The 24,269-nt window shown below is 61.8% G+C and carries 25 protein-coding genes and 1 tRNA gene; 17 read left to right on the forward strand and 9 right to left on the reverse strand.

Annotation, left to right across the window (positions count from 1 at the left end; genetic code table 11):
• Window positions 1-12: 12 nt before the first annotated feature.
• The 3 genes from LW136_RS09405 to LW136_RS09415 all read right to left on the reverse strand — a co-directional run bounded on the left by LW136_RS09405 (window position 13) and on the right by LW136_RS09415 (window position 4,199).
• Window positions 13-2,457, reverse strand: a complete 2,445-nt coding sequence (locus LW136_RS09405) for an acyl-CoA dehydrogenase (RefSeq protein WP_234175046.1) — start codon at window positions 2,455-2,457, stop codon at window positions 13-15.
• A 113-nt stretch (window positions 2,458-2,570) separates the two neighbouring features.
• Window positions 2,571-3,710 (reverse strand): mechanosensitive ion channel family protein, encoded by a 1,140-nt coding sequence (locus LW136_RS09410; protein WP_234175047.1) that lies wholly within the window; start codon window positions 3,708-3,710, stop codon window positions 2,571-2,573.
• 132 nt (window positions 3,711-3,842) lie between these two features.
• Complete coding sequence (locus tag LW136_RS09415) at window positions 3,843-4,199, reverse strand: rhodanese-like domain-containing protein (RefSeq protein WP_234175048.1); 357 nt, start codon at window positions 4,197-4,199, stop codon at window positions 3,843-3,845.
• 350 nt (window positions 4,200-4,549) lie between these two features.
• On the opposite strand from LW136_RS09415, the gene LW136_RS22815 reads away from it, so the two are divergent.
• A complete protein-coding gene (locus tag LW136_RS22815) occupies window positions 4,550-5,062 on the forward strand; it encodes a hypothetical protein (RefSeq protein ID WP_313403273.1) in 513 nt (170 codons plus the stop codon).
• Between the two features lie 12 nt (window positions 5,063-5,074).
• On the opposite strand, the gene LW136_RS09425 is transcribed toward LW136_RS22815, so the two are convergent.
• Both LW136_RS09425 and LW136_RS09430 read right to left on the reverse strand, forming a co-directional pair.
• A complete protein-coding gene (locus LW136_RS09425) occupies window positions 5,075-5,515 on the reverse strand; it encodes a DUF1810 domain-containing protein (RefSeq protein ID WP_234175049.1) in 441 nt (146 codons plus the stop codon).
• Window positions 5,516-5,670: 155 nt separating this feature from the next.
• Window positions 5,671-5,760: transfer RNA gene (locus tag LW136_RS09430), tRNA-Ser, on the reverse strand.
• Window positions 5,761-5,966: 206 nt separating this feature from the next.
• Between LW136_RS09430 and LW136_RS09435 the strand changes: the two genes are divergently transcribed.
• The 8 genes from LW136_RS09435 to queF all read left to right on the forward strand — a co-directional run bounded on the left by LW136_RS09435 (window position 5,967) and on the right by queF (window position 13,498).
• On the forward strand, window positions 5,967-7,253 hold the full coding sequence (locus LW136_RS09435; RefSeq protein ID WP_234175050.1) for an HD-GYP domain-containing protein: 1,287 nt from the start codon (window positions 5,967-5,969) through the stop codon (window positions 7,251-7,253).
• Between the two features lie 129 nt (window positions 7,254-7,382).
• On the forward strand, window positions 7,383-8,072 hold the full coding sequence (locus tag LW136_RS09440) for a crotonase/enoyl-CoA hydratase family protein (protein WP_234175051.1): 690 nt from the start codon (window positions 7,383-7,385) through the stop codon (window positions 8,070-8,072).
• Window positions 8,073-8,211: 139 nt separating this feature from the next.
• A complete protein-coding gene (locus LW136_RS09445) occupies window positions 8,212-9,432 on the forward strand; it encodes an aspartate aminotransferase family protein (protein WP_044314957.1) in 1,221 nt (406 codons plus the stop codon).
• A 57-nt stretch (window positions 9,433-9,489) separates the two neighbouring features.
• Complete coding sequence (locus LW136_RS09450; protein ID WP_003282913.1) at window positions 9,490-9,771, forward strand: hypothetical protein; 282 nt, start codon at window positions 9,490-9,492, stop codon at window positions 9,769-9,771.
• Window positions 9,772-9,783: 12 nt separating this feature from the next.
• Complete coding sequence (locus tag LW136_RS09455; RefSeq protein WP_234175052.1) at window positions 9,784-10,776, forward strand: succinylglutamate desuccinylase; 993 nt, start codon at window positions 9,784-9,786, stop codon at window positions 10,774-10,776.
• Between the two features lie 92 nt (window positions 10,777-10,868).
• The gene (locus tag LW136_RS09460; protein WP_023447139.1) at window positions 10,869-11,798 is read left to right on the forward strand and encodes an ABC transporter ATP-binding protein; all 930 of its coding nucleotides are present in this window, start codon (window positions 10,869-10,871) and stop codon (window positions 11,796-11,798) included.
• Window positions 11,795-12,574, forward strand: a complete 780-nt coding sequence (locus LW136_RS09465; RefSeq protein ID WP_044314955.1) for an ABC transporter permease — start codon at window positions 11,795-11,797, stop codon at window positions 12,572-12,574. Before LW136_RS09460 ends, LW136_RS09465 begins: the two co-directional genes overlap by 4 nt.
• A gap of 93 nt (window positions 12,575-12,667) precedes the next feature.
• On the forward strand, window positions 12,668-13,498 hold the full coding sequence (gene queF, locus LW136_RS09470; protein WP_023447140.1) for an NADPH-dependent 7-cyano-7-deazaguanine reductase QueF: 831 nt from the start codon (window positions 12,668-12,670) through the stop codon (window positions 13,496-13,498).
• A gap of 39 nt (window positions 13,499-13,537) precedes the next feature.
• On the opposite strand, the gene LW136_RS09475 is transcribed toward queF, so the two are convergent.
• Window positions 13,538-13,804 (reverse strand): DUF4404 family protein, encoded by a 267-nt coding sequence (locus LW136_RS09475; protein WP_011912816.1) that lies wholly within the window; start codon window positions 13,802-13,804, stop codon window positions 13,538-13,540.
• 229 nt (window positions 13,805-14,033) lie between these two features.
• On the opposite strand from LW136_RS09475, the gene LW136_RS09480 reads away from it, so the two are divergent.
• Window positions 14,034-14,735: an MlaA family lipoprotein gene (locus LW136_RS09480; RefSeq protein ID WP_234175053.1), complete on the forward strand. Its 702-nt coding sequence runs from the start codon at window positions 14,034-14,036 to the stop codon at window positions 14,733-14,735.
• Between the two features lie 39 nt (window positions 14,736-14,774).
• Here LW136_RS09480 and LW136_RS09485 read toward each other — a convergent pair whose 3' ends face one another.
• The gene (locus tag LW136_RS09485) at window positions 14,775-15,074 is read right to left on the reverse strand and encodes a PilZ domain-containing protein (protein WP_014820049.1); all 300 of its coding nucleotides are present in this window, start codon (window positions 15,072-15,074) and stop codon (window positions 14,775-14,777) included.
• A gap of 194 nt (window positions 15,075-15,268) precedes the next feature.
• Here LW136_RS09485 and rssB point away from each other — a divergent pair, with 194 nt between their 5' ends.
• Both rssB and rssC read left to right on the forward strand, forming a co-directional pair.
• The gene (gene rssB, locus LW136_RS09490; protein WP_014820050.1) at window positions 15,269-16,453 is read left to right on the forward strand and encodes a two-component system response regulator RssB; all 1,185 of its coding nucleotides are present in this window, start codon (window positions 15,269-15,271) and stop codon (window positions 16,451-16,453) included.
• Complete coding sequence (gene rssC / locus LW136_RS09495) at window positions 16,450-16,932, forward strand: anti-sigma factor antagonist RssC (protein WP_003301853.1); 483 nt, start codon at window positions 16,450-16,452, stop codon at window positions 16,930-16,932. The genes rssB and rssC overlap by 4 nt, the downstream gene beginning before the upstream one ends.
• Here rssC and tal read toward each other — a convergent pair whose 3' ends face one another.
• Both tal and dusA read right to left on the reverse strand, forming a co-directional pair.
• Entirely contained in the window at window positions 16,933-17,859 is a 927-nt protein-coding gene (tal, locus tag LW136_RS09500) for a transaldolase (protein ID WP_014820051.1), read from the reverse strand.
• 132 nt (window positions 17,860-17,991) lie between these two features.
• Window positions 17,992-18,930: a tRNA dihydrouridine(20/20a) synthase DusA gene (gene dusA / locus LW136_RS09505; protein ID WP_234175054.1), complete on the reverse strand. Its 939-nt coding sequence runs from the start codon at window positions 18,928-18,930 to the stop codon at window positions 17,992-17,994.
• A gap of 399 nt (window positions 18,931-19,329) precedes the next feature.
• On the opposite strand from dusA, the gene LW136_RS09510 reads away from it, so the two are divergent.
• The 5 genes from LW136_RS09510 (at window position 19,330) to LW136_RS09530 (ending at window position 24,242) form a co-directional block, all read left to right on the forward strand.
• Entirely contained in the window at window positions 19,330-20,283 is a 954-nt protein-coding gene (locus tag LW136_RS09510) for an AraC family transcriptional regulator (RefSeq protein WP_104097840.1), read from the forward strand.
• Window positions 20,284-20,520: 237 nt separating this feature from the next.
• On the forward strand, window positions 20,521-21,882 hold the full coding sequence (gene benA / locus LW136_RS09515; protein WP_045666011.1) for a benzoate 1,2-dioxygenase large subunit: 1,362 nt from the start codon (window positions 20,521-20,523) through the stop codon (window positions 21,880-21,882).
• Window positions 21,882-22,370, forward strand: coding sequence for a benzoate 1,2-dioxygenase small subunit (gene benB / locus LW136_RS09520; protein ID WP_041013672.1), 489 nt, complete (start codon window positions 21,882-21,884; stop codon window positions 22,368-22,370). The genes benA and benB overlap by 1 nt, the downstream gene beginning before the upstream one ends.
• 10 nt (window positions 22,371-22,380) lie before the next feature.
• Window positions 22,381-23,391: a benzoate 1,2-dioxygenase electron transfer component BenC gene (benC, locus tag LW136_RS09525; RefSeq protein WP_041013673.1), complete on the forward strand. Its 1,011-nt coding sequence runs from the start codon at window positions 22,381-22,383 to the stop codon at window positions 23,389-23,391.
• Window positions 23,392-23,462: 71 nt separating this feature from the next.
• Window positions 23,463-24,242 (forward strand): 1,6-dihydroxycyclohexa-2,4-diene-1-carboxylate dehydrogenase, encoded by a 780-nt coding sequence (locus LW136_RS09530; RefSeq protein ID WP_234175055.1) that lies wholly within the window; start codon window positions 23,463-23,465, stop codon window positions 24,240-24,242.
• Window positions 24,243-24,269: the final 27 nt, after the last annotated feature.

Genomic DNA, 24,269 nt, shown 5'->3' on the forward strand with positions numbered 1-24,269 from the left:
GCTGGTCGGAAATCAGCGGATTCGTCCTTCCTGCAACTGCAGGTTCTCCTTGGCGAAGTCGTCCACGTCGATGACTTTGCGCCGTGCGAGTTCTGCCATCTGCAGCTGCTCGGCCTCCACGGCATCTATGACGCCGGCAGCCAGCGCGGCATCGATCGAATTTTCGCCAGCGGCCGGCATAACCGCGCCTGACTTGAGCGCCTTGGCCAGCTTCTTCGCTGCGTCCTGGCTGGTGGCGAGGATCTCGAAGGCGTGCTTCAGCGCGCCGAGCGGCTGCTCGGGATTCTGCGGGCGGTACATGCCATCGAGGATGCGCTCCAAAGCCGGATCGCCTTCCGGGCGGCCGAGGAGGGCGGCGACCTCGGCGTCTAGGACGTCGGACGGCCCCTTGTGACGCGCACCGAAGGGGAACACCAGAGCATGCAGCAGGTGCCCGAGAATGCGGTTGGGGAAGTTGGCCAGCACGTCCTGCAGGGCGGATTCGGCCTTCTCCAGGCAGTCCTCCAGCGCCCAGCGCAGCAGCGGCTCCTGTTCAGTCGGATGGCCGAGGTCATGGAACTGCTTGAGTGCTGCGGAGGCGAGGTAGAGATGGCTGAGCACGTCGCCCAGCCGCGCCGACAGCCGCTCGCGACGCTTGAGCTCGCCGCCGAGCAGCATCATCGACAGATCGGCCAGCATCGCGAATGCCGCGGCGATGCGATTGAGCGCGCGGAAGTAGGGTTGCGTGACGCTCGTCCCCGGCACACGCCCCATCAGACCGAAGCTCAGACCCAGCAGCAGGGTGCTGGCCGTGTTGCTGACGGCGAAGCCGATGTGTTGCATCAACAGGTCATCGAATTTCACAACAGCGGCTTCACGATCCGGCTCGTGGACCAGCTCCATTTCGCGCAGGACGAACGGATGGCAGCGGATTGCGCCCTGGCCGAAGATCATCAGGTTGCGCGAGAGGATGTTGGCACCTTCCACGGTGATGGAGATCGGCGCCGACAGCCATAGGCGTCCGAGGTAATTGTTCGGGCCGAGGATGATGCCCTTGCCGCCGTGGATATCCATGGCGTCGGTGATGCAGGCTCGGCCGCGTTCGGTGAGGTGGTACTTCAGAATCGCCGAGAGCACCGAGGGCTTTTCGCCCAGGTCGACGGCGTTGGCGGTGAGAATTCGCGCCGCGTCCATCAGCCAGGCGTTGCCGCCGATGCGCGCCAACGGCTCCTGAATGCCTTCGAAGGCGGCCAACGGCACGTTGAACTGCTCGCGGACTTGCGCATAGCGACCGCTTACATAGCTGCAGACTTTGGCGGCGCTGGTGCCGGTCGCCGGCAGGGAGATCGAGCGGCCGACCGACAGGCAGTTCATCAGCATCATCCAGCCTTTGCCGATCATGTCGCGGCCGCCGATGATAGCAGCCAGCGGCACGAAGACATCCTTGCCCCAGTTCGGCCCGTTCATGAAGGCCGCACCCAGCGGCAGGTGGCGACGGCCGATGTCCACGCCGGGAGTGTCGGTGGGGATCAGCGCCAGGCTGATGCCGAGTTCTTCCTCATCGCCCAGCAAGTGATCCGGATCGTAGGTCTTGAAAGCTACGCCGAGCAGGGTCGCCACCGGGCCGAGGGTGATGTAGCGCTTCTCCCAGTTCAGCCGCAGGCCGAGCACTTCTTCGCCCTGCCACTGGCCGCGGCAGATCACGCCGCTGTCGTTCATGGCGCCGGCGTCGGAGCCTGCATATGGGCCGGTGAGGGCAAAGCAGGGAATGTCGGTGCCATTGGCCAGGCGCGGCAGGTAGTGGTTGCGCTGCTCATCGGTGCCGTAGTGCATCAGCAGCTCGGCCGGACCGAGAGAGTTGGGCACCATCACGGTGCTGGCCAGGTCACCGCTGCGGGTGGCGAGTTTCATCACGATCTGCGAGTGGGCGTAGGCGGAGAAGCCCTTGCCGCCGTATTCCTTGGGGATGATCAGGGCGAAGAAGCCTTCGGCCTTGATGTAGTCCCAGGCGGCGGGCGGCAGGTCCATGCGCTGGGCGATATCCCATTCGCTGACCAGGGCGCAGAGGGTTTCGGTAGGGCCGTCGAGGAAGGCCTGCTCTTCATCCGTGAGGCGCGCCTTCGGATAGCCGAGCAGGGTGTCCCAGTCCGGCCGGCCGCTGAACAGCTCGCCGTCCCACCAGACGGTGCCGGCGTCGATGGCGTCGCGCTCGGTGGCGGAAATCGGCGGTAGCACCTTCTTGAACCAGTCGAACATCGGCCCGCTGAAGTACTTGCGGCGCACGTCTGCGACCAATAGAGGCACCGCAATGGCGATCAAGGCGAGCCAGAGCAGGAGTACCACCACCCCGGAGGTGTCGGCAGCGGTCATGAAGACCAAGTAGGTGGCGACGATCACCAGTGCCGGCACCGGCGACAGGCGCAGGTGGGCGATTACGGCAATGCCGAGCAGTAGAACCAGCAACCAGAGCAGCGTCATGAGTCTTATCCTTTCAGATTCGAACAGCTTCCGTCTTCAGCATAGGCGCTTGCGCCGCAGCAGCGAAGGGACGAGGTGTCGCCGCCGGCCAACGGGCGGCGACGGGGGATGGTTCAGCTCGGCCGGGTGCCGAGCATTTGCGTGTCGGCATCGTCGGCGTTCTGGTTGGCTGCCGTCTTTTCCTGCGGCACGCCGGCAACATTGATTTCCGGCAATCGCCCACCGATGAATTCGATGCTGCGGGTGGGGAAGGCGAACTGCACGTCCATGTCGCGAATGCCCTGCAGCAGGGCGAGGTTGATCTCCTGCTGAGTGTCCATGTACTTGTTGTAGTCCGAGACCTGCATGATGTAGACGACCTCGAAGGTCAGCTGGCTGTCGTCGAAGCCGAGGAAATGCGCGCGGTCGAACTTCGCCACTTCGATGCCTTCGATGATGCGCTTCACCAGTTCTGCCACCTCTTTCACCTTTTCGGTTGGCGTGTCGTAGGTGATGCCGAACTTGAAGACGATCCGCCGCGTGTTCATGCGCTTGTAGTTGTGCACGATCTGCCGCAACAGGTCGGCGTTGGATACGACCACCTGTTCGCCGCTGAGGGCGCGAATGCGCGTGGTTTTCAGGCCGATGTGCTCGATGTTGCCGGCCACCTCGCCGAATACCACGAAGTCACCGATCTCGAACGGCTTGTCCACGCCGATGGACAGCGAGGCGAAGATGTCGCTGAGCAGCGTCTGTACTGCCAGGGCGATGGCGATACCGCCAACTCCGAGGCTGGCGATCATGGCGGTGATGTCGACACCCAGGTTGGCGAGGATCGATAGCAGCATCATGGTCCAGACCACGATACGGATCATGATGCCGATGATCGTGGTGGTGACCGGATTGCGGGCCTTGCCGTCGCGGGTCAGGCTCTCCATCCACAGGCGCGCGCCGGTGTCCATCCACAGCGCGAACTGGAACGCGAGGGCGATGAACCAGCCGTGGGACATTGTCGATTCCCAGCGGGGCGACAGTTCGACCGTCTTCAGTGCGATCAGTAGCGAGAACGCCAGGATCAGCAGATTGCTGGTGCGTGAAAGCAGTTCGGCGGCGATGCCGATGAACTTGGTCTTGGACCCGGTGGCGAGTTTGTTGAGGCGCCTGGTGACGATCCCGAGGATGGTGCGCAGAACCAGGTAGCTGACGATGGTGATCCCCAGCACGATCGCCAGGTTGATCCAGAGTGTCTCGTTGAGCAGGGCGTCCCAGTTCATCCATATCCTCCGATAAGGGTGCGCATGATGCAGCGAAGGCCACGTTTTTCAGTGGCCCTCGCTGCTCATAAGTTCCCTATGTCGGCGGCGGTATGGGTGGTGCTGGCGGACTTGATGGCCGCCTCGGTGCGATCAGTCGCTTGGTAACACAGTGGCGAGCTCGTCGTAGCCGCCCGCGTTGATGACCTGTGTGTAACCGAGCTTCTCGAGCACGTCCTGCGCTTCGGAGGCACGGCGGCCGCTGCGGCAGTAGAGCACGACCGGTGTGTCCTTTTCCGGGGCCAGTGTTCCGATCCGCTCGGCGATATCCGGAGTCTCGATGCGGACCGCGCCGGGCAGCGCTCCTTCGGCGAACTCGTCAGCAGTCCTTACATCGATCAGTACGGCGTCGGCTCGCTGCAGCATCTGCAGGGCGGTGGGCTGATCGATCTCGCCAGCCGATGCGTGCAGGCTCAGAGCCAGCAGTAGGGAAAGAATCGGGGCGCGCATGGGAACTCCTCGCAGCGCGCCGGTGGCGCGCTCAGCTGAATATACGGGTCAGGTTGGGCAGGATGAGAATCACTGCCGTGGCAATGACGATCAGGGTCGCCTGCCGAAATTTCTTCTGCTTGAGCATGACATGGCCTTTTATTCTTGTGTGTAGCGATTATCGCCTTGCCGAAGGGGCGGAGACGGTACGTGACCGCGATTTCCAGAATCCGACGCCGATAAACGAGACGTGCCGGACATTCGCCCAGACTCAAGAGAAAGCAATTTCCGCACCAGCGAACGCTTCCAGCGATGGAGCTGGTCGCTTCTTTTGGTTGTCTTCCGTTTTACACCGCATCGGAGGACAGACAATGAACAAGCCGAAGTTTCCGCTAGTACTGTTACTCGCCGCCATTTCCAGCGCTGCATTGGCGCAGCAGGAGGACATGACGCTGCAGCAGGAGCGTGACCAGATGGGTGCCGATTTGGAAGAAAATCGCCAGCAGATCGGTCGCGATATCAACCGTATCCGTGAGCCGGGCACCACTCGGGAGCAGACGCCTGGTATCAACCGAGGGGGCGTGCAGAGTGATGCGTACAATCCCCGCCCCAACGTTCCGGGTGCCACGAACCCGCCGACCGCGACCGGTTTGCCGAGTCCGCAGAACAATGTTCGCCAGCCGAACGGTGGCGTGGGCGCGAATCCTGCTCCGGGCACCACCCAGCCGCAGACCGCTCCGGGTGGTGCCAATGGAAACGCCAATCAGGGCGGCGTCACACCGCCGGGTGGAATCGGAACAGGTAGCGGTAACGGTGCAGGCGGGGCCAGCAGCGGCGGTGCGGCCAGCGGCGGCGCAACGGGTGGCGCAGCCGGCCAGCGTTGAGTCGGCCGGCGTTCAGCTGGTGGTGTCGCCGCTGCTCAGAAGTCTCAGGGTGGCCGGATCGGGCTGACCGTCAAAGAAGGCTTGCAGCGCCTGCTCGAACTGGGCGGAGTCTGGCGCTACATGGGCGAAGAGGGTCATGCAGGAGTGAAACTTCAGGTCGTCTGGGCTTCCCAGAATCTGCTGTGCGCAGTTGCGGTGATGCCCTAGCATCGCCTCGGTACAGGCCAGCAGACGTGGCCCCAGCAGCGGATGCTGCAGATAGGCTTCAGCCTCGGCTCGGCTCGAAATCGCGTAGCGCTGTGCCATGGCGCTGCGGCCAAGCCCCTGCAGCTGCGGAAAGATGAACCACATCCAGTGCGTACGTTTGCGCCCGCTGCGCAGTTCTGCCAGCGCCTGCGGATACTGGAGTTGTTGCGCGTCGACGAAGCGCTGCAGGTGGTAGGGATCGGCCATGGAAGTGATTGCATTATGAAAAGGACTGCGAGCAATCTGCTGCAGGGCAGACGGCACGACAATCGCTGACGGACGTATGGTGCCCTCGGATCGGGGCTCTAGAACGCAAAAACCCCTGACTTCGGGGAAGTCAGGGGTTTTGCTTGAATCGAATATGGCGGTGAGGAAGGGATTCGAACCCTTGATACGATTTCTCGTATACACACTTTCCAGGCGTGCTCCTTCAACCGCTCGGACACCTCACCGGATCGACGGAGGTTCATGTCCGTCGAGGCGCGCTAATGTAATCGAACGCACTGCCTTTGGCAAAAACTTTTTTAGCTTATTCATGTGCTTAACAAATTCGTCGCACTCAGGTGACAAGCTGCACGTTCCGCTAGACTCCTGATTGCAGCCTTGGCCGATGCCTGGGTTATTTTGAATAAGAAGCCGAGCGGAGCTCACCTGGTTCATGAAACTGACAAGCAAGTCAGGCAAGCATATCGATACCTTGCTGGTGCCGACCCGGCGTCGGGTTGCTGTCGCCCGTCTGGAATTGGGTATGTATGTCTGCGAGCTGGATCGGCCGTGGAATGAAACGAACTTTGCGTTTCAGGGTTTTCCGCTGCTGACGCCCGGTGAGGTACGCGCGCTGCGCAACTGTTGCGAGTATGTCTATGTCGACGACACGCGCCGGGTTCGCCTGCAGCACGACGCGCCGGTTCCGGTCGTCGGGCCGCGTGTGCGCAAGCCGATACAGCGCCCGCAGCAGGCATTGTCGACCGAAGTGGAGGAGGCCCGCGCTGCCTATCTGGATGGCTCTCGCCTGATTGATCAGGTACTGGCCGATGTGCAGCATGGACGGGTGATCGACACCCGCGCTTGCCATAGTGCGGTGAAGCGCAATCTGGCCAGCATGTTGCGCAATGAAAGCGCCATGCTCTGGCTGATCCGGTTGAAGAACAAGGACCTCTACACAAGCCTGCACTGCCTGTCGGTGTCGATCATGGCGATGGGGTTCGGCAATCATCTCGGCCTGCAGGACGACAAGCTGCAGCTGTTGGGTATGGCGGGATTGCTGCACGACGTCGGCAAGATGCGCATCGATCCGGAAATTCTCAACAAACCCGGGAAACTCACCGCCGAGGAGTTCGAGGTGATCAAGCGGCATCCGGTCTTCGGTCTGGAAGCGCTGCGGGCGCAACCCGGCATTCCGGAGGCTGCACTGCACGCCGCATACGGCCATCACGAGCGGCTCGATGGCACTGGATATCCGCTGGGTTCGGGCCCCGCGCAGATTTCCTACATGACGCGCATCATCACCATTGTCGACGCCTTCGACGCCATTACCAGCCACAGGGCCTACGATTGCGCGCGCCCGGTGCAATCGGCTTTCGAGATCCTGCGCAGTGCCAGCGGCAGGCAGTTCGACGAGGATCTGGTGCGCGAATTCATCCGCTGGCTGGGGGCGTTCCCGGTGGGTACGCTCGTCGAGTTGCATACCGGGGAGGTCGCCGTGGTAGTGGAAAAACATCGGCAATACCAACTCCGCCCCCGTGTGGTGGTGCTGCGCGATGCCGCCAAGCAGCGCTGCACGCCGCGTTATCTGGATCTGGCGCAGATCACCGTGGACGAGGAGGGCGCGCCTTACCGGATATCCGTCGGTCTGCCGGATGGCTCTTTCGGGCTGCATCTCGCCGACCCTGAGCTGCAGGCCATTCTGCACCCCGAGACACTGGCCGACTTCGAATCGAGCTGATCCTTCTGTACAGATACGTTTCGGTGCGGCTTTGACGCCTCTGGCGTGACCGGTCGGTCGGTCATCGCGCTTTACCTGAGCCTGAGCGCTGGGTAACGTCTGCCCACTTTAAAAACAAGGAATCTCGTCATGAGTGAGCTGGTCTCCTACCAATTCGAAGACGGCGTTGCCACGCTGACGCTGTGCAATGGCAAGGTCAACGCCCTTTCGCCTGCCGTGTTCGAGGCGCTCAACGCCGCGCTGGATCGCGCCGAGCAGGACCGTGCCGTCGTGATTCTCACCGGGCAGCCGGGCATCCTGTCCGGCGGCTACGATCTGAAGGTCATGACGTCGAGCCCGCAGAACGCCATGACGCTGGTCGCTACCGGTTCGACCTTCTCCCGCCGGATGCTGGCGCACCCGTTCCCGATCATCGTGGCGTGCCCAGGGCATGCGATCGCCAAGGGCGCCTTCCTGCTGTTGTCCGCCGATTACCGCATTGGTGTCGAAGGGCCATTCCATCTCGGCCTCAATGAGGTGCAGATCGGCATGACCATGCACCATGCAGGCATCGAGTTGGCGCGTGACCGTTTGCGCAAGTCAGCCTTCCATCGCTCGGTGATCAACGGCGAGATGTTCGATCCGATTGGCGCGGTGGATGCCGGTTTTCTCGACAAGGTGGTGCCGACCGGTGAGCTGCTGGCAGTCGCCAAAGCCGCGGCCGAGCAGCTGAAGAAGATCAACATGGTGGCGCACAAGAACACCAAGCTCAAAGTGCGCAAGGCCCTGCTGGAAACCCTGGACCAAGCGATCGCGCTGGACCAGCAGCACTTCGGCTGAAAGAGCGCGCGGAGCGCAAGAGAATTTCTTCTCGAGTGCGCACGAGGGCCGGCCCTGCGTTTACACTGCGCGAGTGACGCCCCGCCGATGGCGGGGCGTTTTCATTTCTCATTCCGTGTCGCCTCGCAGGAGAGCCCCGATGTCCGCCCCGCACACCCCGGTAGAACGCTCCGATTTCGACCAGGTCATTGTTCCCACCTTCGCCCCCGCAGCCTTCGTACCGGTACGTGGCCTGGGTTCGCGAGTATGGGATCAGAGCGGGCGAGAACTGGTGGACTTCGCTGGCGGCATCGCGGTCAACGCACTGGGCCATGCGCATCCGGCGATGGTCGCGGCGCTTACCGAGCAGGCTGGCAAGCTCTGGCACATTTCCAACATCTATACCAACGAGCCGGCGCTGCGCCTGGCGAAGAAGCTGACGGCAGCGACCTTCGCCGACCGCGCGTTCTTCTGCAATTCCGGCGCGGAAGCCAACGAGGCGGCGTTCAAGCTGGCCCGTCGTTACGCCCATGACGTCTACGGGCCGCAGAAATTCGAGATTATCTCGGCGCTCAACAGCTTCCACGGCCGCACCCTGTTCACCGTCACGGTGGGCGGGCAGTCGAAGTACTCCGACGGCTTCGGGCCAAAGATCGAAGGGATTACCCATGTTCCCTTCAACGATCTCGACGCCCTGAAAGCGGCGATCTCCGACAAGACCTGCGCGGTGGTGCTCGAGCCGATCCAGGGCGAGAGCGGCATCCTGCCGGGCGACCAGGCCTATCTGGAAGGCGCTCGCCAGCTGTGCAACGAGCACAACGCGCTGCTCATCTTCGATGAGGTGCAGACCGGCCTCGGCCGTACCGGTGAGCTGTTCGCCTACATGCACTACGGCGTCACGCCGGACATCCTGACCAACGCCAAGAGCCTGGGCGGCGGCTTCCCGATCGGGACGATGCTGACCACCAACGAGATCGCCGCGCACCTGAGCGTCGGCACCCACGGCACCACTTATGGCGGCAATCCGCTGGCCTGCGCAGTTGCCGAGACGGTGCTGGATATCGTCAATACGCCGGAGGTGCTCGAAGGCGTCAAGGCGCGACACGAGCGTTTCAAGGCGCGCCTGATGCAGATCGGTGAGCGCTATGGCGTGTTCAGCCTGGTGCGTGGCCGTGGCCTGCTGATCGGCTGTGTGTTGAGCGAGGCCTGGAAGGGCAAGGCCGGTGCCTTCTGCGCCGCCGCGGAGAAGCAAGCTCTCATGGTGCTGCAGGCCGGCCCCGACGTGGTGCGCCTGGCGCCGAGCCTGGTCATCGACGAAGCTGATATCGACGAAGGGCTGGATCGCCTCGAGCGCGCCGTCGCGACGCTGACCCAGGCCTGACCATTCCCCATGCGCAGCGCCGCGGGCGCCGCGCGTTCTACTAGCGAGAGCAATTCAATGAGCGATAGCCTGCAACTGGTTCTGGAAGATGTCGACGGAACCCAACTGGAAACGTCCTGCACCCGTTTTGCCGTGATTTGGCAGGGCCGCGAGGTCTGGATTCAGCAGGTCGGCAACGGTCAGCTGATGATTGGTGTGGACGTCGAGGACGGCGACACCGAGTACGCCAATCTGGTGCTGCGCCCGTTGGCGACCAACCTGGTCAGCCTGCAGCTGGAAATGGAGCCGGTCGAGGCCGATGACGACGAGCACGTCCACGGCCCTGACTGCAATCACTGACGGCAGACCGGCATGCTCGCTATCGGCAAGCTGCTGGAACTGACCCTCGCCGGGCGCGAGCCCTGCGAGAAAGTCCAGCTCACCCCTCGCGGGGTGAAGCTGCACTGGCTGGCCGAGGGCGCGTTGCTGGTATCGCCGCCGAGCGGCCAGGATCAAGGCGTCGACCTGGTCCTGTCGGCCGGCATACACGGCAATGAACTCATCCCCATACATGTCCTGGATCGCCTGATCCGTGCGCTCGCACGGGGCAATGTGCGGCCCCGTGCGCGACTGTTGCTGCTGTTCGCCAATCCTGCAGCGATGCGTCGCATGGTTCGGTACATCGAACATGACCTTAACCGTCTCTTTCTCGGTGCCCATGCTGATGTATGGGGCGGCGAAGCCATTCGTGCGTCAGAGCTTGAGGCATTGGTCGGAGGCTTCTTCAGCGTGTCCGGACGCCAGCGCCGGCACTATGACCTGCACTCAGCGATGCGCCCGTCGCGTCTCGCCCAGTTTGCGATCTGCCCTTGGCGCGAGGGAGGGGGCGCACAACCCAATGCGTTGGCCCGACTGCATGCTCTGGCAATCGACGGAGTGCTGTTGCAGCGCCAGCCCAGCTCTACCTTCAGTGCCATGACCGCCACGCTTCATGGCGCCGAGGCGTTTACCTTGGAGCTTGCCGAAGGCAAGGACGAGGCCCTGCCGCCGGCAGTGCTGCAGTTCGAGCAGGAGCTGATCGCAATGATCGAGGGGCGCGAGTTGTCTGCGGGTGCAGAGGCGCAACCGCAGCTGCTGAGTATTTCTCGAGAGATCATCAAGCGCAGCTCGCGGTTTCGGCTGTGTCTACCCGCTGACATCGAGAACTTTGCGCCATTGCCGCTTGGCAGCCTGCTTGCCGAGGACGACGGCATGCGCTGGGTGGTCGATGAACCGGACGCGTGCATTCTTTTCCCTATGGCCGATGTTGCCGAAGGACAGCGTGCTGCATTGATCGTTGTGCCATTGGAGCAGTCCGACACGTAGCACTGAGGCGCTCGCTCCGGAAATGGGCGGTTGCAATCGGTCACTTGTGCCCTTATCTAGCTTCACTCCCTTCGCGTTGTGTGCACCTTCTTATGAGTACTGCTCTATCCATCCGGCAGTTGACCAAGACCTACGGCAACGGCTTCCAGGCCCTCAAGGGTATCGATCTGGACGTGGCCGAAGGCGACTTCTTCGCCTTGCTCGGGCCCAATGGCGCCGGCAAGTCCACCACCATCGGCATCCTCTCCACCCTGGTGAACAAGAGCGGCGGCACGGTCAACGTGTTCGGTCACGATCTGGATCGCGACCCGTCCGGGCTCAAGCGCTGCCTGGGCGTGGTGCCGCAGGAATTCAACTTCAACCAGTTCGAGAAAGCCTTCGACATCCTGGTCACCCAGGCCGGCTACTACGGCATCCCGGCGAAGATTGCCAAGGAGCGCGCGGAGCGCTATCTCAACCAGCTGGGATTGTGGGACAAGCGTGATGTTTCCTCGCGGATGCTCTCCGGCGGCATGAAACGCCGCCTGATGATCGCCCGGGCGCTGATTCATCAGCCGCGGCTGTTGATTCTCGACGAGCCCACCGCGGGTGTGGATATCGAGCTGCGCCGCTCGATGTGGTCGTTCCTCACCGAGCTCAATCGTGAAGGCATCACCATCATCCTCACCACCCACTATCTGGAGGAGGCCGAACAGCTGTGCCGCAACATCGGCATCATCGACCATGGCCAGATCGTCAAGAACACCAGCATGCGCGAGCTGCTCTCGCAGCTGCACGTGGAAACCTTTCTGCTGGACCTCAAGGAGTCGCAACTGGTCGCGCCGGAGCTGGGCAGCTATCCGGCGCAGTTGATCGATCATCACACCCTCGAGGTGCAGGTGGAGAAGAGTCAGGGCGTGACCGAATTGTTCCGTCTGCTCAGCGCTCAGGGCATCGAGGTGCTGAGTCTGCGCAACAAGACCAACCGACTGGAGGAGCTGTTCGTGTCGCTGGTGGAGAACAACCTGAAGGTGAAGTCATGAGCGGCGAACTGCGTCCCAACCTGGTCGCGCTGCAGACCATCGTCCAGCGCGAGATCCGTCGCTACACCCGCATCTGGCCGCAGACGCTGCTGCCCCCAGCGATCACCATGGTGCTGTACTTCGTCATCTTCGGCAGCCTGATCGGTGCGCGGATTGGGGACATGGGCGGCTTCAGCTACATGGACTACATCGTCCCAGGCCTGATCATGATGTCGGTGATCACCAACTCCTACAGCAACGTGGTGTCGAGCTTCTTCAGCACCAAGTTCCAGCGCTCCATCGAGGAGCTGCTGGTCTCGCCGGTATCGCCGCATGTGATCGTCATTGGTTTTGCCCTGGGTGGCATCACCCGAGGGCTGGCGGTTGCGGTAATCGTCACGCTGCTGTCGATGTTCTTCACCGATCTGCAGGTGCACCACCTGGGCGTGACCGTTCTGGTGATCACCCTGACGGCGAGCATCTTCGCCCTGGGCGGCTTCATCAACGCGGTGTTCGCGCGCAATTTCGATGATATCTCGATCATCCCGACCTTCGTGCTGACGCCGTTGACCTACCTCGGTGGGGTGTTCTATTCGATCAACCTGCTGTCGCCGTTCTGGCAGACGCTGTCGCTGGCCAACCCGGTTCTGCACATGGTCAACGCTTTCCGTTACGGCATCCTCGGCGTATCCGATATCCGCATCGGTGTGGCGATCAGCTTCATGCTGGTGGCGGTGGCGGCGCTCTATCTGGTCTCCGTCGGGCTGCTCAAGAGTGGACGCGGGATGCGTCAATAGACCGCCGACCGTTCGACGGCTACGTCGATGCCGCTGAAAAGAACGCCGCGAAGCGCTAAACTTCGCGGCGTTTCTCGTTCAGGTCCATTCCCCATGCAGCATCCCGCCGAACATTCCCCGCTGGGCAAGTCCAGTGACTACGTCGCCACCTACAGCCCGCACCTACTGTTTCCGATTCCGCGCGCGCCGAAGTGGGCCGAGCTTGGTCTCACCGCCGAGACGCTGCCCTACCAGGGCGTGGATCTGTGGAATTGCTACGAACTGTCATGGTTGCTGCCTTCCGGCAAGCCGGTGGTGGCGATCGGTGAATTCGAGATTCCGGCGGACTCGCCGAGCATCATCGAATCCAAGTCGTTCAAGCTTTATCTGAACTCGCTGAACCAGTCGGTGTTCGAGTCGCGGGAAGCGCTGGCCGAGGTGATGAGCAGCGATCTTTCTGCGGCAGCCGGCAAGCCGGTGAAGGTGCGCCTGCGCACGCTGGATGAGGTGGCGGCCGAGGGTGTTGCGACGCTGCCGGGGCGCTGCGTCGACGATCTGGACGTGACCATCGAGCATTACGACCATCCTCAACCGGGACTGTTGGCCTGTGATGCCGGGCATATGGTCGAGGAGTCGCTGCACAGCCACTTGCTCAAGTCCAACTGTCCGGTGACCGGTCAGCCGGACTGGGGCAGCGTAGTCGTCGAGTACCGCGGCGCGGCGTTGCAGGCGGAGAGCCTGTTGGCCTATCTGGTGAGCTTCCGTCAGCATGCCGACTTTCACGAGCAATGCGTGGAGCGCATCTTTCTCGATCTGCAGCGTTTGCTGCAGCCGGAGAAGCTGACCGTCTACGCGCGTTACGTGCGCCGTGGCGGGCTGGACATCAATCCGTACCGCAGTACCGAGGCGATGGTCGTGGACAATCGCCGTCTGGTGCGCCAGTAACGCAGCGAGTCAGGGTCGCAGCGCGACCCGTGACCTGCTTCAGATGCCCATGTTGGCCAGGGTCTGCATGATGTTGCGCAGCGTCATGGCCATGCTTGGGTGGCTGACCTCGAAGCGCTCGACGGCCAGGTTGACGCCATCCACCAGCGAGTCGTTGTGGTCGGTGCTGCCCTGCGTCGCCAGGCGAACTTCGATGTCCTGGGCGATCGCTTGCAGCGAAGCCCGCTCCTCATCGGTCAGCGGCGTGTCCTGGGCCAGTTGATAACGCAGTTCTTCGAGCTGCGACTGCAGATCATGTTCCGGCATTTTGCTTCCCTCTCATGGGTTTACGGGCGGCGTGTAATGAACGTCGATAGCTGAAGGTTAAACCAGCGGCCAGGCCTTGTCTGTGCCTTTACCGGCGCTGGCGCAAGCGCCGGCCTGTGCCACGAAAGCCGAATATCCGGCTGACTGCCGAAAACAGGATGTTCACTCTATACTGCGCGGTCTGCGTCGGTGCGCCGCATGCACCAAATACCTAAGGGAGAGAAAAGTGATGCCCAAGATCGCTACGGCCTGGATCGCCGTGCTCAAGGCCGGTTTCGTCGCTACGATCGCCACGCTTGGCGCAGCGCCAGCGTTAGCGGCCGAAGAAGATCCGTGGGAAGGCGTCAACCGCGCGGTGTTTCGTTTCAATGACACCGCTGACACCTACACCCTCAAGCCCTTGGCCCAGGGCTACCAGAAAGTGACGCCGAGCTTCCTCGAGGACGGAATCGGCAATGTGTTCAGTAATCTCGGTGATGTGCTGGTGCTGACCAACGACCTGCTGCAGGGCAAGGTCCGCGATGCCGGCATCGACACCAGTCGTATCCTGTTCAATACCACATTCGGCGTGCTCGGTTTCTTCGACGTTGCCACCAGTATGGGGCTGCACAAGAACGATGAGGACTTCGGCCAGACGCTGGGTGCCTGGGGGCTGGGAAGTGGGCCATATGTCGTGCTGCCGCTGCTTGGGCCAAGCACGGTGCGTGATGCCGTCGGCCGGGTGCCGGATTCCTTCCTCGAACCGTATCCGCACATGGATCATGTGCCGACCCGCAACGTGACGCGGGGTGTGGACCTGGTCGATACGCGCGCAGGACTGCTGTCAGCCGAGAAGATGATTCAGGGTGATCGCTACATCTTCGTACGCAACGCCTACCTTCAGAATCGCGAATTCAGGGTCAAGGACGGGGAAGTCGAAGACGACTTCTGAAGCCTGGCCGCATTTGCTGCGGCCATCGCTGGAGCAGGGTCAGGACATCGAAAGGATTGCCAGACCCAGGCTCTGCCGGCCATCGTCGAGCTGGCTGACGCGTACGACTTCTGTCTGCGCGTCCAGTCCTTTCAGTTCGCTGTGCTCGGATGGAATGAGTACGCGGACCTTGTCGCCCATGCGTAGTTGGGCGCTGGCCAGAACCTGCATGCCGGTACTGGAGAGGTCGATACAGGTGCCGCTCAGTTTTGTATCGCCATGTTCCAGCGCAACGGTGGTTTCGATCTGCATTCGGATGAAATCGCGTTTTTCACTGTAATCGCGGTCTTTCTGGCTCATGGTTTCAACCTTTTATATATGGCTCGCGGCATTCTTATAGCTCCCCTCAATTCGACCTGTAAAGGCGCCAGCCGGTCGGCTTGAAACCCCGATCGTATGGGAGTACCGTCTGCGCCTTGAAACGAACCCAAGCCCGGCGTCATGCGGGGCCAATGTTTTCGCCAATCATCCTGGCGACCCCGCCTGGTAGGAACATGCATAAACCAAGCGCGACGCTGCTGATCATAGATGACGACGATGTGGTTCGAGCCAGTCTGGCTGCCTATCTGGATGACAGTGGTTTTCGTGTCTTGCAGGCCGGCAATGGCCCGCAGGGCATGGAGCTCTTCGAGTCGGAGCAGCCCGATCTGGTGATCTGCGATCTGCGCATGCCGCAGATGGATGGCCTTGAGCTGATCCGTCAGATCAGTGAGCGCCAGCTCGACCTCCCAGTGATCGTGGTTTCCGGTGCCGGCGTGATGAGCGACGCGGTGGAGGCCCTGCGCTTGGGTGCTGCCGACTACCTGATCAAGCCGCTCGAAGACCTGGCGATGCTTGAGCATTCGGTACGCCGGGCGCTGGACCGTTCTCGTCTGCGGCTGGAAAATCGCCGCTATCGTGAACAGCTCGAGACGGCCAATCGTGATTTGCAAGCCAGCCTGCACCTGTTGCAGGAAGACCAGGACGCCGGTCGCCAAGTGCAGATGAACATGCTGCCGGTGACGCCCTGGAGCGTCGATGGCTTCGACTTCGCCCACCAGATCATCCCATCGCTGTACCTGTCCGGTGACTTCGTCGACTATTTTCGCGTGGATGAGCGGCGCATCGGTTTCTACTTGGCCGATGTTTCCGGCCATGGTGCCTCCTCGGCGTTCGTGACCGTGCTGCTCAAGTTCATGACGACCCGCCTGCTGTACGAGTCGCGCCGTGGCGGCACGCTGCGCGAGTTCAAGCCGTCGGAAGTGCTAGATCACATCAACCGCGGGCTGATCAATTGCAAGCTGGGCAAGCACGTGACCATGCTGGGCGGCGTTATCGATCAGGAGCATGACGTGCTGCACTACAGCATTGGCGGTCATCTGCCTATGCCGGTGCTGTACACGGGAGAGGGCGCGCACTACCTCGAAGGGCGCGGGTTGCCGGTCGGGTTGTTCGTCGAGGCGACCTATCAGAATTTCGAGCTGAAGCTGCCCGAGACCTTCAGCTTGACCTTGCTCTCCGACGGCATTTTGGACCTTTTGCCCGGCGACACACTCAAAGAAAAAGAGTCCGCGCTGCCCGGTCTGATTACCGATGCCGGTGGCACGCTGGATGGATTACGTCGAGTCTTCGGGTTGGCCGAGCTGGCTGACATGCCCGACGATATCGCCTTGCTGGTGTTGAGCAGGAACCTTGCATGAGTACTGGTAGAATCCAGTTCGCCGAGATGGATGGCACCTTTGTTCTGAAGTTCATAGGTGAAATCCGTTTGACGCTCTGTTCGGCGCTGGATGCAACGATCGAGAAGATCTTCTCGTCGCGCAATTTTTCTTCGATTGTCATTGATCTGACCGAAAGCCGAAGCATTGACAGCACCACCTTGGGCCTCTTGGCCAAGCTGTCGATACTGTCGCGGCAGAAGGTGGGTATGTTGCCGACGCTGGTTACCACCCACCCGGACATCACCCGGCTGTTGCAGTCTATGGGCTTTGATCAGGTGTTCAATATCGTCGATACGCCGTTGCCTTGCCCGGAATGCCTGGCCGATCTGCCATCGCAGGATCAGTCCGAAGAGGTGGTGAAGGCCAAGGTGCTCGAGGCTCACCGCATCCTGATGAGCCTCAACGAATCCAACCGCGAGGCCTTCCATGACCTCGTCACCGCATTGGAGCGGTCCTGATCAGGCCAGCTTGGCCAGCAGGGCTTCGAGTTTCTCCTGGTCCCGCGCGAACTGACGGATGCCTTCGGCAAGCTTTTCGGTCGCCATCGCATCCTCGTTCAGGCCCCAGCGGAAGCTCTTTTCATCCAGACTGATACGTGCTTCTGACTCGCGGCCGGGCTGCAGTTTGCGTTCCAGCGCGCCGCTGGCTGCGGCCAGGTCGCCGAGCAGTTCCGGGCTGATGGTCAGCCGGTCGCAACCGGCCAGTGCCTCGATCTGTCCGACATTGCGGAAGCTCGCGCCCATCACTACCGTCTTGTATCCGTGAGCCTTGTAGTAGTCGTAGATGCGGCTGACCGACTGCACGCCCGGATCTTCCGCGCCTTGGTAATCACGACCTTCGTGCTTCTTGTACCAGTCATAGATGCGGCCAACGAATGGCGAGATCAGGAAGACGCCGGCCTCGGCGCATGCCACGGCCTGGGTGAAGGAGAACAGCAGGGTAAGGTTGGTCTGGATGCCGGCTTTCTCCAGCTGTTCGGCTGCGCGGATGCCTTCCCAGGTCGAAGCGATCTTGATCAGAACGCGCTCGCGGCTGATGCCAGCCTGCTCGTAAAGGCCGATCAGGCGCTCACCGCGCTGGACCATGGCTTGAGTGTCGAACGACAATCGCGCGTCGACCTCGGTGGAGATGCGCCCGGGGATCAGTTCCAGAATCTGCTTGCCTACCGCGACGGCGAACAGGTCGCACGCCAGACCGATGTCGCCGTGGCACTGCTTCATCGCGTTCGCCAGGTCATCGGCATAACGCGGCATGGCCGCTGCCTTGAGCAGCAGTGAAGGATTGGTGGTGGCGTCCACCGGTTTCAGGCGAGCAATGGCGTCGATGTCGCCAGTATCGGCGACGACAGTGGTGAACTGCTTGAGTTGTTCCAGCTTGGAAGTCATGTAAGAGGGGCTCCGTCCTGTGAGTGGCATGACCTTACCCGAGCCAGTCAGCCCGCTCAACGAGCGAGTGGATCCGGATGCGCCTGGCCTTTGATCGAAATGCCGGGGTTGCGTTCCTTGCGTGCGGAGCCTTCAGTGCCCTTCGAGCAGCGCCACCGCCTGATCGAGCAGCGCAAGGGGGTCGCTCGTCTTGTGGATGTCCACCGAAAGCAACTGGCGGAAGCGCCGCGCGCCGGGAAAGCCCTGACCCAGACCGAGTACATGACGGGTGATGTGATGCATAGCGCCACCGTCGCTCAGGTGCTGCTCGATATAAGGCCGCATGTCGCGCAGTGCCTGTGCCCGGCTGATCACCGGCGCCTCGCTACCGAACAGCTCCCGGTCGACGCGGGCCAGCAGATAGGGGTTGTGGTAGGCCTCGCGCCCTAGCATGACGCCATCGAAGGTTTGCAGGTGCGCGCGACACTCGTCCAGCGTCTTGATGCCGCCGTTCAGGATGATCTCGAGGTCCGGGAAGTCCTTCTTCAGCTGCACGGCGATGTCGTAACGCAATGGCGGCACCTCACGGTTCTGCTTCGGTGACAGCCCTTCGAGGATGGCTATGCGCGCGTGCACGGTGAAACTGCGGCATCCAGCGTCGCGTACCTGACCGACGAAATCGCACAGCTCGGCATAGCTGTCGCGTCCATTGATACCGATGCGATGCTTGACGGTGACCTCGATATCCACTGCATCGCGCATTGCCTTTACGCAATCGGCCACCAGTGGCGGGTGGCCCATCAGGCAGGCGCCGATCATGTTGTTCTGCACCCGATCGCTGGGGCAGCCGACGTTGAGGTTAACCTCGTCATAACCCGCGGCTTCGGCGAGCTTGGCGCACTCGGCCAGCTCCGCCGGCACACTGCCTCCCAGCTGCAGTGCCAGTGGGTGCTCAGTTTCGTCATACCGCAGAAACCGCTGCGCATCGCCATGCAGCAGCGCGCCGGTGGTGACCATCTCGGTGTAGAGCAACGCGTGTTGCGAAAGCTGGCGCAGGAAGTACCTACAGTGCCTATCAGTCCAATCCATCATGGGTGCGACGGAGAACTTTCTACTTGCAACAGACTGATTCGAATGAGGACTTTGCACTATCGGGCCGGATAACTTGGAGAGTCGGTGCAGGCGCACACGAGCGGTAAATGGGGGCGGCATTATACAGGATGCTGCCCATGGGCCAGCCCGGCTTGCAAGCCTGTCGTCCGGTCGGGATCAGCGGCGGCTGCCTTTTCCGAGTGCCCGTCTTGCGGTCCGCCAAAAACCGTGCGGTCACCGAACGACGGGGTGTCGTTCGTTGGTCGAATCTCCTATGCTCGAACGAAGCGATAGTCTTGACGAAGATCAAGCCTGAGCATGCATGTGCGTGGCAGGAATCGCCGCCGGCGTCGTTGACGATGGACCGGCCGACTATAAGAACAATGCGAGTGCCTGGTGATGGAACGACTGCTGAACGAGAAAAGCAGGATCTTCGAGCATGCTGATCCGCATGCCGTTTCGGACTACGTCAATCAGCACGTGGGGGCGCACTGCATCCAGCTGCCGCGCACCGACAGTCCGCAAGCCAGCCTCAGTCATTGCAAGTTCGGCAAGCTTGACCTGTGCCAGATCAGTTATGGCGGCAGCGTTCACGTCACTTCGCCGGCGCTCGAGACCATCTACCACCTGCAGCTGCTGCAGCGCGGCCATTGCCTGTGGCGCGGTCGGGGCCAGGAGCACTATTTCACCCCCGGCGAGCTGCTGCTGATCAATCCGGACGATCCGGTCGACCTGACCTATTCGGATGACTGCGAGAAGCTCATCGTCAAGCTGCCGGCTTCCTTTCTGGAGAAGGCCTGTAGCGAGAACCAGTGGCAGGCTCCGGCGGAGGGGATTCGCTTCGGCAGCAACCGACACGCGCTCAGCGAACTCGATGGGTTTGGCAGCCTGCTTGGATTGATCTGCCAAGAGGCGGGCTCTGAGCAGAGCATTCCGCAGATTCAGGAACAGTACAGCCGCATCATCGCCAGCAAGCTGCTCTGCAGCCTGGCCAGCAACATCCGCCGCGATCCGTTTGGCGACAGTTGCCCGTCCTTCGGGCGGATTGCCGACTATATAGATGAGCATCTGAAGCGTGACATTTCTGTCGAACAGCTGGCCGAGCTGGCCAACATGAGCCTGCGCTCGCTCTATCTGTTGTTCGAGCGCAAGGTCGGCACCACGCCGAAGTCCTATATCCGCCAGCGCAAGCTAGAGCAGATCCATGGCCGGCTAAGCGATCCTTCGGCCAAGGTGCGCAACATCACCGAAATCGCCATGGACTACGGCTTCATGCACCTGGGGCGTTTCTCGGAAAGCTACAAGAGCACCTTCGGTGAGCTACCTTCGGATACGTTGCGCCGCCATCACTGAGTCCCCTTGAGTCGCTGCCGGTCCGACGGAAGCGGCTCTTTTTTCCTTCCCTGCCTGTGCGCATTCGCTGCTCGTCACCCCGTGTGATGCGCGGGCGGGTTCCTGCGTGCCTGCGTCAATCTGTCCGCTTTCGCTTTGCAGAAAACGGATAAAGGTCCTGCAGGAAACGGATATTGATCCCTCTCCCCGCGCCGTAGCCTTCATCACGTAGACACAATAACAATGGAGGCCCCGGCCATGTCCCTGGGATTCGACTACCTTGATTCGCTGCTAGAAGAAGATAAAGAGAAGGGCGTCTTTCGCTGCAAGCGCGAGATGTTCACCGACCCTCGGTTGTTCGATCTGGAGATGAAACACATCTTCGAGGGCAACTGGCTGTACCTCGCTCACGAGAGCCAGATTCCCGAGAAGAACGACTACTACACCACCCAGATGGGGCGTCAGCCGATCTTCATCGCCCGCAACAAGGATGGCGAGCTCAACGCCTTCATCAATGCCTGCAGTCATCGCGGTGCCATGCTGTGCCGCTTCAAGAGCGGCAACAAGGCGACCTACACCTGCCCGTTTCATGGCTGGACCTTCAACAACTCCGGCAAGCTACTGAAGGTCAAGGACCCGAAAGAAGCCGGCTACCCCGACAGCTTCAACTGCGACGGATCCCACGACCTGAAGAAGATCGCCCGTTTCGAGTCCTACCGCGGCTTCCTGTTCGGCAGCTTGCGTGAAGACGTCGCGCCGCTGGAAGACTTCCTCGGCGAATCGAAGAAGATCATCGATATGGTCGTCGACCAGTCGCCGGACGGCATCGAAGTGCTACGCGGCTCGTCCACCTATGTCTATGAAGGCAACTGGAAGCTGCAGGCCGAAAACGGCGCCGACGGCTACCACGTCACCGCCGTACACTGGAACTACGCCGCCACCCAGCAGCAGAGAAAGCTGAAAGAGGCCGGTGACGACATCCGCGCCATGAGCGCCGGCGGCTGGGGCAAGAAGGGCGGTGGCTTTTACTCGTTTGAGAACGGCCACCTGCTGCTCTGGACCCGCTGGGACAACCCGGAAGACCGCCCGCTTTATGCGCGCCGTGACGAGATGATCGCCGAGGTCGGCCAGGCTCGCACCGACTGGATGATCGAAAACTCGCGCAACCTCTGCCTCTACCCGAACCTGTATCTGATGGACCAGTTCGGCTCGCAGCTGCGCATCGCCAAGCCGATCTCCGTCGACAGGACCGAAGTCACCATCTACTGCATCGCACCCAAGGGCGAGAGCGCCGAAGCCCGCGCCCGCCGCATCCGACAGTACGAAGACTTCTTCAACGTCAGCGGCATGGCCACGCCGGATGACCTCGAAGAGTTCCGCGCCTGTCAGCAGGGCTTTGCCGGCCGGGCGATGGAATGGAACGACATGTCCCGCGGTGCCAAGCACTGGATCGATGGCGCCGACGAAGGCGCGCAGGAGATCGACCTGCATCCGCTGATGAGCGGCGTGCGCACCGAGGATGAAGGCCTGTTCGTGCTGCAGCACCACTACTGGCAGCAACAGATGATCAAGGCGGTGCAGCAAGAGCAGGACCAGCTGATCCACGTGGAGGGCGCGTGATGACTCTCTCCTACGAAACTGCGCGCGACTTCCTCTATCGCGAAGCGCGCTATCTGGATGACAAGGACTGGGACGCCTGGCTCGAACTCTATGCGCCGGACGCCACCTTCTGGATGCCGGCCTGGGATGACCGCGACCAGCTGACCCAGGACCCGATGAGCGAAATTTCGCTGATCTGGTACGGCAACCGCAGCGGCCTCGAAGACCGGGTGTTCCGCATCCGCACCGAGCGCTCCAGCGCAACCATTCCGGACACCCGGACGAGCCACAACATCAGCAACCTCGAGTTGCTCGAGCAGGCCGACGGCGTCTGCAAGCTGCGCTTCAACTGGCACACGATGAGCTTTCGCTACAAGACGGTCGACCACTTCTACGGCACCAGCTTCTACACCCTTGATACGCGCGGCGAGAACCCGCTGATCAGGGCCAAGAAAGTCGTGCTGAAGAACGACTACATCCGCCAGATGATCGACGTGTACCACCTCTGAGGGCGCCGCCATGACTCACAAGATCGCATTGAACTTCGAAGACGGCGTCACCCGTTTCATCGACGCCAACTTAGGCGAAACCGTCGCCGATGCCGCCTACCGCCAAGGGATCAACGTCCCGCTGGATTGCCGGGACGGTGCCTGCGGAGCCTGCAAGTGCTTCGCCGAAAGCGGTCGCTACGACCTCGGCGAGGAATACATCGAGGACGCGCTGAGCGAAGCCGAAGCCGAGCAGGGTTACGTGCTGACCTGTCAGATGCGCGCCGAAAGCGACTGCGTGATTCGCGTGCCGGCCGCTTCTGACATCTGCAAGACCCAGCAGGCCAACTACCAGGCTGCGATCAGCAATGTGCGCCAGCTCTCCGAGAGCACCATTGCGCTGTCGATCAAGGGCGAATCGCTGAACCAGCTGGCGTTCCTGCCCGGGCAGTACGTCAATCTGCAGGTGCCTGGCAGCGATCAGACCCGCGCCTATTCCTTCAGCTCGCTGCAAAAGGATGGCGAAGTCAGCTTCCTGATCCGCAACGTGCCGGGCGGGCTGATGAGCAGCTTCCTGACCAACCTTGCCAAGGCTGGCGACAGCGTCAATCTCGCCGGGCCGCTCGGCGCCTTCTATCTGCGCGAGATCAAGCGGCCATTGTTATTGCTGGCCGGCGGCACCGGTCTCGCGCCGTTCACCGCAATGCTGGAGAAGATCGCCGAGCAGGGTAGCGAGCATCCGCTGCACCTGATCTACGGCGTCACCCACGACCACGACCTGGTGGAGATGGAGAAGCTCGAGGCCTTCGCCGCGCGCATCCCCAACTTCACTTACAGCGCCTGCGTCGCCAACCCGGACAGCGCCTATCCGCAGAAGGGCTACGTGACCCAGCACATCGACCCCAGGCACCTCAACGATGGTGAAGTGGACATCTACCTCTGCGGCCCGCCTCCGATGGTCGAGGCGGTCAGCGGCTTCATTCGTGAGCAAGGGCTGGAGCCTGCGAATTTCTACTACGAGAAGTTTGCCGCCAGCGCCTGACAGCCAACCGTAGGGTGGGCAACTGCGCCGCATTGCCCACCGAATTCCTCGCCATTCCAGAGGTTGGGTAGATGAACACACGTTTTCAGAACAAGGTCGCCGTCATCACCGGCGCGGCCCAGGGCATCGGCCGGCGTGTGGCCGAGCGCATGGGCGAAGAGGGTGGACGGCTGATTCTGGTCGACCGTTCCGAACTGGTTCACGAACTGGCCGATGAGCTGGGGGCGACGGGCGTCGAGGTGCTGACGCTCACCGCCGATCTCGAGCAATTTGCCGACTGCCATCGCGTCATGGACGCGGCGAAGGCGCGCTTCGGCCGCCTCGATATCTTGGTCAACAACGTCGGCGGCACCATCTGGGCCAAGCCCTTCGAGCATTACCAGGAACACGAGATCGAGGCCGAAGTGCGCCGCTCGCTGTTCCCCACGCTGTGGTGTTGTCACGCCGCGCTGCCGCACATGCTGGAGCAGGGCGCGGGCGCCATCGTCAACGTCTCTTCGATTGCCACGCGCAGCCTGAATCGCGTGCCCTATGGCGCGGCCAAGGGCGGGGTGAATGCGCTGACTGCGTGCCTGGCCTTCGAGAACGCCGAGCGCGGCATTCGCGTCAACGCCACCGCGCCGGGCGGCACCGAGGCGCCGCCGCGGCGCATTCCGCGCAACAGTGCCGAGCAGACTGAGCAGGAAAAGCTCTGGTACCAGCAGATCGTCGATCAGACCGTCGATTCATCGCTGATGAAGCGCTATGGGACGATCGACGAGCAGACCGGCGCGATCCTTTTCCTGGCATCGGACGACGCGTCCTACATCACCGGCGTGACCCTGCCGGTGGGTGGTGGCGATCTCGGCTGAATCACATAGACCGGCCTGACCGGACAA

Source organism: Stutzerimonas kunmingensis (assembly GCF_021432085.1).
Taxonomy (GTDB): Bacteria; Pseudomonadota; Gammaproteobacteria; order Pseudomonadales; family Pseudomonadaceae; genus Stutzerimonas.

Coding starts and splice junctions, on each gene's coding strand:
- LW136_RS09405 (WP_234175046.1), bottom strand. CDS start 2,457: ATGACGCTGCTCTGGTTGCTGGTTCTACTGCTCGGCATTGCCGTAATC.
- LW136_RS09410 (WP_234175047.1), bottom strand. CDS start 3,710: ATGAACTGGGACGCCCTGCTCAACGAGACACTCTGGATCAACCTGGCG.
- LW136_RS09415 (WP_234175048.1), bottom strand. CDS start 4,199: ATGCGCGCCCCGATTCTTTCCCTACTGCTGGCTCTGAGCCTGCACGCA.
- LW136_RS22815 (WP_313403273.1), top strand. CDS start 4,550: ATGAACAAGCCGAAGTTTCCGCTAGTACTGTTACTCGCCGCCATTTCC.
- LW136_RS09425 (WP_234175049.1), bottom strand. CDS start 5,515: ATGGCCGATCCCTACCACCTGCAGCGCTTCGTCGACGCGCAACAACTC.
- LW136_RS09435 (WP_234175050.1), top strand. CDS start 5,967: ATGAAACTGACAAGCAAGTCAGGCAAGCATATCGATACCTTGCTGGTG.
- LW136_RS09440 (WP_234175051.1), top strand. CDS start 7,383: ATGAGTGAGCTGGTCTCCTACCAATTCGAAGACGGCGTTGCCACGCTG.
- LW136_RS09445 (WP_044314957.1), top strand. CDS start 8,212: ATGTCCGCCCCGCACACCCCGGTAGAACGCTCCGATTTCGACCAGGTC.
- LW136_RS09450 (WP_003282913.1), top strand. CDS start 9,490: ATGAGCGATAGCCTGCAACTGGTTCTGGAAGATGTCGACGGAACCCAA.
- LW136_RS09455 (WP_234175052.1), top strand. CDS start 9,784: ATGCTCGCTATCGGCAAGCTGCTGGAACTGACCCTCGCCGGGCGCGAG.
- LW136_RS09460 (WP_023447139.1), top strand. CDS start 10,869: ATGAGTACTGCTCTATCCATCCGGCAGTTGACCAAGACCTACGGCAAC.
- LW136_RS09465 (WP_044314955.1), top strand. CDS start 11,795: ATGAGCGGCGAACTGCGTCCCAACCTGGTCGCGCTGCAGACCATCGTC.
- queF (WP_023447140.1), top strand. CDS start 12,668: ATGCAGCATCCCGCCGAACATTCCCCGCTGGGCAAGTCCAGTGACTAC.
- LW136_RS09475 (WP_011912816.1), bottom strand. CDS start 13,804: ATGCCGGAACATGATCTGCAGTCGCAGCTCGAAGAACTGCGTTATCAA.
- LW136_RS09480 (WP_234175053.1), top strand. CDS start 14,034: ATGCCCAAGATCGCTACGGCCTGGATCGCCGTGCTCAAGGCCGGTTTC.
- LW136_RS09485 (WP_014820049.1), bottom strand. CDS start 15,074: ATGAGCCAGAAAGACCGCGATTACAGTGAAAAACGCGATTTCATCCGA.
- rssB (WP_014820050.1), top strand. CDS start 15,269: ATGCATAAACCAAGCGCGACGCTGCTGATCATAGATGACGACGATGTG.
- rssC (WP_003301853.1), top strand. CDS start 16,450: ATGAGTACTGGTAGAATCCAGTTCGCCGAGATGGATGGCACCTTTGTT.
- tal (WP_014820051.1), bottom strand. CDS start 17,859: ATGACTTCCAAGCTGGAACAACTCAAGCAGTTCACCACTGTCGTCGCC.
- dusA (WP_234175054.1), bottom strand. CDS start 18,930: ATGATGGATTGGACTGATAGGCACTGTAGGTACTTCCTGCGCCAGCTT.
- LW136_RS09510 (WP_104097840.1), top strand. CDS start 19,330: ATGGAACGACTGCTGAACGAGAAAAGCAGGATCTTCGAGCATGCTGAT.
- benA (WP_045666011.1), top strand. CDS start 20,521: ATGTCCCTGGGATTCGACTACCTTGATTCGCTGCTAGAAGAAGATAAA.
- benB (WP_041013672.1), top strand. CDS start 21,882: ATGACTCTCTCCTACGAAACTGCGCGCGACTTCCTCTATCGCGAAGCG.
- benC (WP_041013673.1), top strand. CDS start 22,381: ATGACTCACAAGATCGCATTGAACTTCGAAGACGGCGTCACCCGTTTC.
- LW136_RS09530 (WP_234175055.1), top strand. CDS start 23,463: ATGAACACACGTTTTCAGAACAAGGTCGCCGTCATCACCGGCGCGGCC.